The organism is Sulfurimonas sp. (genome assembly GCF_028694895.1).
Lineage (GTDB): Bacteria > Campylobacterota > Campylobacteria > Campylobacterales > Sulfurimonadaceae > Sulfurimonas.
On record NZ_JAQVKA010000014.1, the window covers coordinates 23,016 to 31,237 of the forward strand.

The window sequence follows — 8,222 nt, forward strand, 5'->3', positions numbered from 1 at the left end:
CATTTTAGGCTAAAAATACTGAGAAAGGGTCTCTTTATCTATATATTTTTTCTTAATATTTATAATTCCATTGTCTTTAAAGAATTTAAGTATTCTAGATAGTGTCTCAGGTGAAACACCAAGGACTTCAGCAATTTCAATATTTTTTGTCTCAAAAAAATTATCACTATGACTATATATATATTTAGCTACTCTCTCTTTTGAATCAAGCACTAAGTTTGTAGAGATGATATTTTCAAGATTTTTAATCTTTTTTATAAGAGATGTTTGAATATTAAACGATAGGTTTGGATTTAAGAAGATAACTTCTTTAAGTTTTTCAAAATCTATCTTTAAAAATTCTACATCACTATATGCCTTAGCAGTTGCGGGATATGGTATGTTTTCAAAGTTTGCCACCTCTCCTATAAGTTCATTTTCATGAAAATACTTAAGCACAATCTCTTTATGGCTTGATGATGTTTTATAGAGTTTGATTACACCTTTGACTAAGAGATAGAGATATTTTGGCTCATCTCCCTCATAAAATACAATGTTGTCTTTACTTACCTTATGTAAAGTAGTAAAGCTTTCTATTTTTTTTATAGTATCTTCATCTATATTTTGAAAAAGAACTGTATTTGTTAGATGTATTCTCATTTTATTTTTTTAATAACCTCATCATAAGTTAGAATTTCTGCACCATCTTTAATAGACTCTTTTGTACTATAAGCACTAAAGCCAAAAGCCATTGGTGTTACGTTGTCTGGTGTATAAAATGCACTTTTTGCATCAATCCACTCACCGCTATTAACATCTGTTACCCAAATCTTAGCGCTATCTTTAAAATCTATATTTTCTTCATCAAACCATAGAACCATACACCCAATATCATCAAATTTATAGACTTTGTTTGTAGTTGGATGTCGCAGTTGTACACTATTTTTTCTATCACTAAGTACCATGACGCATCTATCGCACATGTCTCTATCCCAATGTACCTTTGCCGGTCCATCCTTAGGAGTGTCTTGACACCCTAAAAAAAGAGTCATAGTTACTAAAGAGATTAACTTTTTAATCTTAAACATTATAAATCCTTATAAAAAAACACCGTTTTTCAAGTAATAATTTAATACAAATAATGTCAACAATATAACATAAAGAGAGTTAAACAGAAGTGATATGTTATAGCTACTCTTACTCTGCTTCACAAAACTAACAACTAAGCCATAAAAGGTACCCATAAAGAGGAAAAAATACAGAAAATAGCCTACATAGTAGTAGTCACTCTGTAAAAAACAAAATGGGCAGTGATGAGATGGAAGTTCATATATGTAAGTGCCAAAGAAGAGTATGAGTGAGATAAGTGAAACTGGTATAAAGAGCACATTTAAGGCACTAAAGATATATCTATTTTTTAAAAAGAAAAACAAAACTATAAGAAGATAATTTGTATAAAAAACCATAAGCAGAAGTGAGTTGTCTATCTTAAAGAGTGTTGAGAGCGCAGAGGTTGAAGAGCTTGAGTATATACTTCCACAACAACTAACCATCTTATCTATCTCTATATCTTTAAACATCATAAAATCAAGACCAAGCTCTAGCATCAAAAGAAAAAAGAGCACTATAAAAAGCCCAAACTTATATTTAGTATATGGTTGATTTTTATCGCTTACATCTATAGTGTGAATTCTAAGCCAATATGCAAAGAGGTATATGTTTATAATCTTAAGAACTATTAAGTACATTCCGCTTTGTGTTGCGTCAACTACTCCCGCAGCGCACATAGCACCTGTTATGACGTTTGAGATTTTATCAAGGGTAAAGATAAAAAAGATAAAGAGCGGAACTTTTATAGCAAAGATATATTTGATAATAGTTGCGGCTAAGAAACTCTCTTTTTCAAGCTTATACTGCGTGGTTGATGTTGAGTTTGCATCCCATTTTAAAAAGATTCTAAAGCTTAGCACAAATGCCACTACTGCAAAGATAGCAAAAATAATATTTAGTATTAGTATGGTTAAAACTTCTGGGCTAAGAAGCATTAGATAATCTTTCCTTGATAAATCTCTATCTCTACATCAACTATGTCTAAATCAAAAAAGAGTGGGTCATGTGTAGCTATTATGATGGTTTTACCCTCTTCTTTTAATTCTTTGATTATCTCTATAAAAGAGAGTGAGAGCTTCTCATCAAGGTTTGCTGTTGGCTCATCTGCTAAGATGATTTTAGGGTTGTTTACATTTGCTCTTGCAATCGCCACTCTTTGCTGCTCTCCACCTGAGAGATTTTTTACAAGTTGCTTTGATTTATGCTCAATACTAAACATACGAAGAACTCTTTGTAGTTTTGCTTGTATCTCATCTTCACTTAGGTTCATAGGAACTAGAGGCAGTATTATGTTCTCTTCTACACTAAGTGTTGGGATAAGGTTGTATTTTTGAAAGATAAATCCTATGTAATGGCGTCTATACTCAGATGCAAAGTTATCTGGAAGCTTTGAGGCCCTTTCTTGCTCAACTAAAACCTCTCCGCTTGTAGGCTTACTAAGAGCTGCTATAAGAGAGAGTATCGTACTCTTTCCACTTCCACTTGAGCCTCTAAGAACAACTACCTGACCCTCTTTTATCTCAAGGTTGATTTTATCGAGCGCTACAACACTCTCGTTCTCATTTACTTCGTACTTTTTCACTACATTTATCAAACTTATCATCAGCGTATAACCTCATCTGCTTCAAGTGTAGCACTTCTCCATGATGGGATGATGATAGCTGCTATATATATTGGCACACTTAGGAAAAATATAAGTGCCAATGTCTGAATATCAAAAACAAAAGGTAGTGTAAATGATGTTTTTAGTTGAGAATAACCTATGAAGATATTTTGCAAAAGTGGCGCTTTTAGTATATATACAAAAGTAAATGCGAGCGTTATACCAAAGAGATAAGAAAAGATTGAGACAATGAAGCCCTCATAAAACTTCTCTCTTAAAACATCATCAACTCTCCATCCAACGGCTTTTAGTATCCCTATCTCTCTTTTTTGCTCACTGCTGAGTCCACTTACTCTGTCATAGATGATGATAAAAAATGTAAAGAGCGAGACACTAAAGAGTGCTAAGAAAATACCACTTTTATAATCAAAGATATTTTGATAGCTGATTTTTAGATCATCTTTAGTGATTACTCTTGTATCTGGATAGAGTAGCTTTATCTTTGATGCCACAGTTGCCACTTCGTTTAAGTTTGCAACACGCACTACTATGTCAGTAGCTTTTTGCGCAGAGATATCAAAAATCTCTCTTGCACTCTCTTTACTCATAACGATAACATCATTTGATTCAAGCTCACTCTGGGCTTTAAATGTAGCACTTATATCTACTCTCATAAGGGAACCATCTGGCTTTATAAAGTTAAAATACTCTTTGTAGTAGTTTTTATCCATAACTTTTCTTACGCCCTCGCCTACTATCATGGAAGGTTTTGTAAAATCTAGTTTTGAAGCAACATCTACAAATGATTTTTTATACTGCTCTTCATACTCATCAATTCCAACAAGAGAAAAATTTACACCAGCATTTTCAAAGTAGTAGTATCCCCAAACTCTTGGCATCGCGCTACTAACACCATGAATATCTAAAATCTCATCAATTACACTAACATCAATATCATAATGACGACCAGCCTTGATTTTTTGCACCGTTATCTCAGGGAGTGCCTCAAGTGTCTGCTCTAACTCATACTTTATGGAGTTTGTTATAAAAAAGAGTGAAGAGAGTAAAAATACCAACATTGTGAAGACTGAAGAGATAAAAATAGTTTTATACTTTTGGCGAAGCAGAGAGTTTATCGCATACTCTACTATATAAAAGTTTATTTTATTTCGCATCATTTGCCTTATATACGTAAGTTGAGGCAAAATACTCTCTAAGCGAAGCGTCATCTTTGTATATAGAGAAGAAATCACTCAGACTTCTATGTCTTATATAAGAAGCTTCTGTAGAAATTGCCAAATCAGGAAGAAGTAGAGTGCTTACAAACTCTCTTTTTATCCTCAAAGAGTCCTCATCCAAACTTTTAGTTTTGTAAAGATAGAGAACTTCAAAAGATAAAAGTGCCACTACAAAAAAAAGAGTGTAGAGTAAAAACGTGCTTTTTTTATTCATCTAACTTGTTTATCTCTGAAGCTGTTATATCTTTAAACCCAAGTACTTTATGCCCTTTATGATCCATGTTAAAAGCTTTTGCCTCTTTTTGCGTGCTAAATGGGATAAGCTCTTTACCCATAGGACCATAAACATCACTTCCTACAACATAATAAGCACTAGAAGCGTCTATAGCTTTTTGTGAGTAGTAGTCTGTTACCAACATCTTAGTAATGCCCTCTTTGTTATCAAAATAGTACTTCATCATATCTTTTACACCATCAAATGAGTGATGTTTGTCTTTGTAAAAAATCTGTGTTGCCCATTTTGGATATTTATAGATAAACATACCACATATTGGGCATCTTTCATCTTTTGTTACTTGGATAGTATCTGCTCTTTTACCACTCGCTTCAAATCTTTTTACTTCCCAGATATATAAAGAGAGTGCTTGAAGTTCATTCTCACTAAGCTCTGCACAAAGTTTTTTATCACTCAAATCTGCTTTTAGTTCATTTAGCTGTACATAGTTGTTGGCATCTAAATCTTTTTTGCAGTTTTTATCATATATCTTTTTACCCATAGGATATACTTGTTTCTCTTTTTTATTTTGAACCATCTCTATATCTGAGTCAAGTGACTCTTTAGCCATCTTTAGGGCTTCTTCAAAGCTAACTACTTCTCCACCATTTTCAATGTTAAAGTCTTCAGCGTCCTCTTTTTGTGCAAAGCCAAGTTTACTAACTCTACTCATAGTCCCTTTTATATCTGAGCCTACAACATAGTGAGCATCTTTTGCAAAGATTAGTTTTTGAGACACCACGTCAACAACTTTCACATCTTTCGTGTCTATCTTGTGCTCTTGCATATCAACTGCTAAACATCTAAGTGAGCAGTACTGTTTATCTATATGGTTTACTTTTGCTGCGTGAGAGGTCTTATAAAAACTCTCTAGCTTCATACCACATACAGGGCACCACTCTTTTTGTGAGCCACTCTGGATTAGTTCTGGTTTTATTGTTGCAGCTTTGATAAAGCCATCTGCAGCTAAATTTTGAGTTGTAAAAAGAAGAAGAAAAGAGAGAGCAAGGAGAAGTTTTTTTAGCATGTAGCCTCTTTATAATGACGTTTATAGAGGCTATTTTATCCTAAGAAGCATTAATCTTCTGACAAAGAGTATAACTATAGCTATAGCTAAAATCTTAAAATCAAGCTCACTTGCTATGTGTAGATTTACAAAAGTATCACTTAGCGTTGCTTCTTCACCAAGTTTTTGCATTGAGATAATTTTTGGAGCATACACACCACTAAACATAAGTGCAGAAAAAACAGTAGTTACTGAACTACCAAAGATTATTGCGTCTCTTTGTCCCTTTTTATACATAACTATCTCATATATGGTTATAAAAAAAGCAACTATATATATCCAGTAACTAAAACGGCTAAATATCTCAGCCATAATAATTCCCTCGTTATATTTGCCAAGCGAAATGCCAAACAAAATATAATCCGTATTAAAAACGACTGGAGCTACAAAAGCACCTAAGACAATAACAGCTCCAAAAGTTGCGGCTAAAAGGAGCAGATAACTAAAATCTATGTAAATATTTTTTCTCAAAAGTTATAACCTCAGCGTAAAGCCTCTGTCAAAATCACTATAATCTTTATAAAAGTTTAATGATTCAAGAGGTCTATTGTTTAAATAACTTCGTATTTTATCTTTTTGGTCATAACCCATCTCACAGCTAAATAAGTTAATTTTAGCCTTTAAGACTCCATCAAGAAGCTCTTTTATAATCTCATCTCCAATATTGCCACCAAAGAGCGCATTTTGTGGCTCATAAGAGAGGTTTGACTCAATGGAAGCATCATTTGCTATATATGGCGGATTTGAGACAAGATAGTCTATTTTCTCTGCTATAGGCTCTAGTAGTGAACCGTGGCGCAACTCAATCCTATGCTCAAGAGAGAATTTTTCTATGTTTTTTCTTGCAACACTAAGGGCAACTTCAGATATATCTACTGCTATAAACTTTGCATTTGGCAGAGACTTTGCAAGCATTATTGAGATAATTCCACTTCCAACACCAACCTCAACAATAGTGAGTTTTGCATTTTTATCTTCTATATTTTTTAAAACCTCATCTATGAGAAGCTCTGTTTCAGGTCTGGGAATAAGCGCGCCGCTATCTATATAGAACTCCTCGCTATAAAAGCTAACACGTCCAAGTATATACTCAAGTGGCTCATTTTTAGCGCGTCTATGTGCCATCTCTAAAAGTTTTTCTATATCTTTTACTTCCTCGTCTTGATTCATTAAAAGCCATAACTCATCAACACCTAAATGGTGCATCAAAAGAAGTTGAGCCTCACGCGAGGCTCTTGGGATACTCTCTTTAAGCCTCCCAGTTAGCTCTTTTAAAACATCTTTTACTATATGTCTGCTTGACATGCCGATCCTAGTGCGCTTGTATCTATATCTCCAAGAGAGACTCCTAGCACTTTTAATCTCTCTAAAACTGGAGGATGCGTGTAGTGAAAAAAGATATATAGAGGATGAGAGAGCGGAAAGCTTTTGTTCTCACTCACAAGTTTTTTCAACGCATTTGCAAGTTCTATCTCTCCGCCTGCTCCGCCTAACTCACTCCCTACTCTATCTGCTTCGTACTCATTGTGTCTGCTTACAATTCCCATGATAGGCATCATCAAAAAGCCCAAAACTGGCATAAAAAGCAGAAGTAATATCATGATCGAATATGGAGCTTGTGAGATTCCAAGTTCTGTATAGAGTGATGATGGAAGGTTTCCAAAAATTGCAAACATACCAAAGAGCATTGCACCTACAAGGCCAATATTTTTATATATATCTCCATGTGAGAAGTGTCCAAGCTCATGTCCAAGAACTGCCAAAAGCTCTCTTGTGCTTAGTTTTTCTAAAAGTGTATCAAACAAAACTACACGCTTTGCTTTTCCAAAACCACCAAAATAGGCATTAAGTCTTGCATCTCTCTTACTTGCATCACTGATGAAAATACCAGAGCTTACAAATCCTGTTTTTTCCATAAGCTCTTTTATCTCTGTATCTAACTCATCGTTTTTTAGTGGAGTAAGCTTATCAAAAAACATCGCTCTAAAAGTTGGATAGAGCATATTTATAAGGATTACAACGCCAAAGATAAATGCAAAACTCCATAACCACCAAAGAGAAAGGTTTGAGATGATTGCATAAATACCCCAGATAACAAGTGAGCCAAAGATAAGAGTCATAACAAATGAGATAAGCGTGTCTTTTAACCATTGCGCTATGCTTGATTTATTAAAACCAAACTTCTTATCTAACACAAACTTCTCATAGTAGCCAAAAGGAATAGAAGTAATAGAGCCAATAAGTAAGAAGCCCATAACAATGGCAATATTTAAAAAAGCTTCATTTTCAAAATAGATATTTTGCTCTAAAAACTTGACTCCAAAACTAATCCAAAAGAGAAAAAACAGATAATCGATAAAGGTTGTAGCTATACTCATCTTCTCTTTTGCGATAGTGTAATTGCCCGCTTTTATAAAGTCATTATCACTTAAGAGTATCGCTTTGCCTCTCTTTGCTTGGCCTACATAACCTATTTGCATAACACTTGTGTATATAGTAATTAGAATGAAAAGTGTATAGATTCCAACGATGCTCATTAACATATAGCTGCCTTTAATTTTTTTGAGATTTTATCATTCATGCACATCAAATATCCTTTAACAGATTTTTAGATACAATTTTTAAAACTTAAAAAGAGATGTTTATGAGTATATTTAAAGATAAAAAAGTCGCCCTAGCGCTTGGCGGGGGCTCTGTTTTGGGTGGCGTACATGTAGGTGTACTAAAAGCCCTTGAAGAGTATGATATAGAGATAACATCTATCAGTGGTACGAGCGCTGGTGGAATCGTAGCCTCTCTTTATGCTTTTGGAAAAAGCGTAAAAGTGATAGAGCAGATAGTCTTAGGCTTTGAATGGAAAAATCTTGTAACGCTCACCCTTTCAAAATACGCTATTTTATCAAACCAAAAAATAGGTGAGATGATAATAGAGAACATCGGAAATACAAAGAT

At 34.0% G+C, this 8,222-nt stretch carries 11 protein-coding genes; 1 reads left to right on the forward strand and 10 read right to left on the reverse strand.

Features of this window, described 5'->3' with window-relative positions:
• Positions 1-9: 9 nt before the first annotated feature.
• The 10 genes from PHI38_RS03485 to PHI38_RS03530 are packed head-to-tail and all read right to left on the reverse strand — an operon-like array spanning position 10 to position 7,813.
• Positions 10-639, reverse strand: a complete 630-nt coding sequence (locus PHI38_RS03485; RefSeq protein WP_299852893.1) for a Crp/Fnr family transcriptional regulator — start codon at positions 637-639, stop codon at positions 10-12.
• A complete protein-coding gene (locus PHI38_RS03490) occupies positions 636-1,067 on the reverse strand; it encodes a nitrous oxide reductase accessory protein NosL (RefSeq protein ID WP_299852895.1) in 432 nt (143 codons plus the stop codon). Before PHI38_RS03490 ends, PHI38_RS03485 begins: the two co-directional genes overlap by 4 nt.
• A gap of 9 nt (positions 1,068-1,076) precedes the next feature.
• The gene (locus tag PHI38_RS03495) at positions 1,077-2,024 is read right to left on the reverse strand and encodes a hypothetical protein (protein WP_299852897.1); all 948 of its coding nucleotides are present in this window, start codon (positions 2,022-2,024) and stop codon (positions 1,077-1,079) included.
• The gene (locus PHI38_RS03500; protein ID WP_299852899.1) at positions 2,024-2,692 is read right to left on the reverse strand and encodes an ABC transporter ATP-binding protein; all 669 of its coding nucleotides are present in this window, start codon (positions 2,690-2,692) and stop codon (positions 2,024-2,026) included. Before PHI38_RS03500 ends, PHI38_RS03495 begins: the two co-directional genes overlap by 1 nt.
• Positions 2,692-3,867: an FtsX-like permease family protein gene (locus PHI38_RS03505; protein ID WP_299852901.1), complete on the reverse strand. Its 1,176-nt coding sequence runs from the start codon at positions 3,865-3,867 to the stop codon at positions 2,692-2,694. Before PHI38_RS03505 ends, PHI38_RS03500 begins: the two co-directional genes overlap by 1 nt.
• Positions 3,857-4,144, reverse strand: coding sequence for a hypothetical protein (locus tag PHI38_RS03510; protein WP_299852903.1), 288 nt, complete (start codon positions 4,142-4,144; stop codon positions 3,857-3,859). Before PHI38_RS03510 ends, PHI38_RS03505 begins: the two co-directional genes overlap by 11 nt.
• The gene (locus PHI38_RS03515; RefSeq protein WP_299852905.1) at positions 4,137-5,231 is read right to left on the reverse strand and encodes a nitrous oxide reductase accessory protein NosL; all 1,095 of its coding nucleotides are present in this window, start codon (positions 5,229-5,231) and stop codon (positions 4,137-4,139) included. The genes PHI38_RS03510 and PHI38_RS03515 overlap by 8 nt, the downstream gene beginning before the upstream one ends.
• A 30-nt stretch (positions 5,232-5,261) precedes the next feature.
• On the reverse strand, positions 5,262-5,741 hold the full coding sequence (locus PHI38_RS03520; protein WP_299852907.1) for a DUF4149 domain-containing protein: 480 nt from the start codon (positions 5,739-5,741) through the stop codon (positions 5,262-5,264).
• 3 nt (positions 5,742-5,744) lie between these two features.
• Entirely contained in the window at positions 5,745-6,575 is an 831-nt protein-coding gene (prmC, locus tag PHI38_RS03525) for a peptide chain release factor N(5)-glutamine methyltransferase (RefSeq protein WP_299852910.1), read from the reverse strand.
• On the reverse strand, positions 6,557-7,813 hold the full coding sequence (locus tag PHI38_RS03530) for a M48 family metallopeptidase (RefSeq protein ID WP_299852912.1): 1,257 nt from the start codon (positions 7,811-7,813) through the stop codon (positions 6,557-6,559). Before PHI38_RS03530 ends, prmC begins: the two co-directional genes overlap by 19 nt.
• A 101-nt stretch (positions 7,814-7,914) precedes the next feature.
• On the opposite strand from PHI38_RS03530, the gene PHI38_RS03535 reads away from it, so the two are divergent.
• Positions 7,915-8,222: patatin-like phospholipase family protein (locus tag PHI38_RS03535; protein ID WP_299852914.1), on the forward strand; the 308-nt coding region annotated here is incomplete at its 3' end.

What these genes read in the sequence shown, in the direction of transcription:
- PHI38_RS03530 (WP_299852912.1), bottom strand. Translation starts at nt 7,813, where the DNA reads ATGTTAATGAGCATCGTTGGAATCTATACACTTTTCATTCTAATTACT.
- PHI38_RS03510 (WP_299852903.1), bottom strand. Translation starts at nt 4,144, where the DNA reads ATGAATAAAAAAAGCACGTTTTTACTCTACACTCTTTTTTTTGTAGTG.
- PHI38_RS03485 (WP_299852893.1), bottom strand. Translation starts at nt 639, where the DNA reads ATGAGAATACATCTAACAAATACAGTTCTTTTTCAAAATATAGATGAA.
- PHI38_RS03495 (WP_299852897.1), bottom strand. Translation starts at nt 2,024, where the DNA reads ATGCTTCTTAGCCCAGAAGTTTTAACCATACTAATACTAAATATTATT.
- PHI38_RS03490 (WP_299852895.1), bottom strand. Translation starts at nt 1,067, where the DNA reads ATGTTTAAGATTAAAAAGTTAATCTCTTTAGTAACTATGACTCTTTTT.
- PHI38_RS03500 (WP_299852899.1), bottom strand. Translation starts at nt 2,692, where the DNA reads ATGATAAGTTTGATAAATGTAGTGAAAAAGTACGAAGTAAATGAGAAC.
- PHI38_RS03515 (WP_299852905.1), bottom strand. Translation starts at nt 5,231, where the DNA reads ATGCTAAAAAAACTTCTCCTTGCTCTCTCTTTTCTTCTTCTTTTTACA.
- prmC (WP_299852910.1), bottom strand. Translation starts at nt 6,575, where the DNA reads ATGTCAAGCAGACATATAGTAAAAGATGTTTTAAAAGAGCTAACTGGG.
- PHI38_RS03505 (WP_299852901.1), bottom strand. Translation starts at nt 3,867, where the DNA reads ATGCGAAATAAAATAAACTTTTATATAGTAGAGTATGCGATAAACTCT.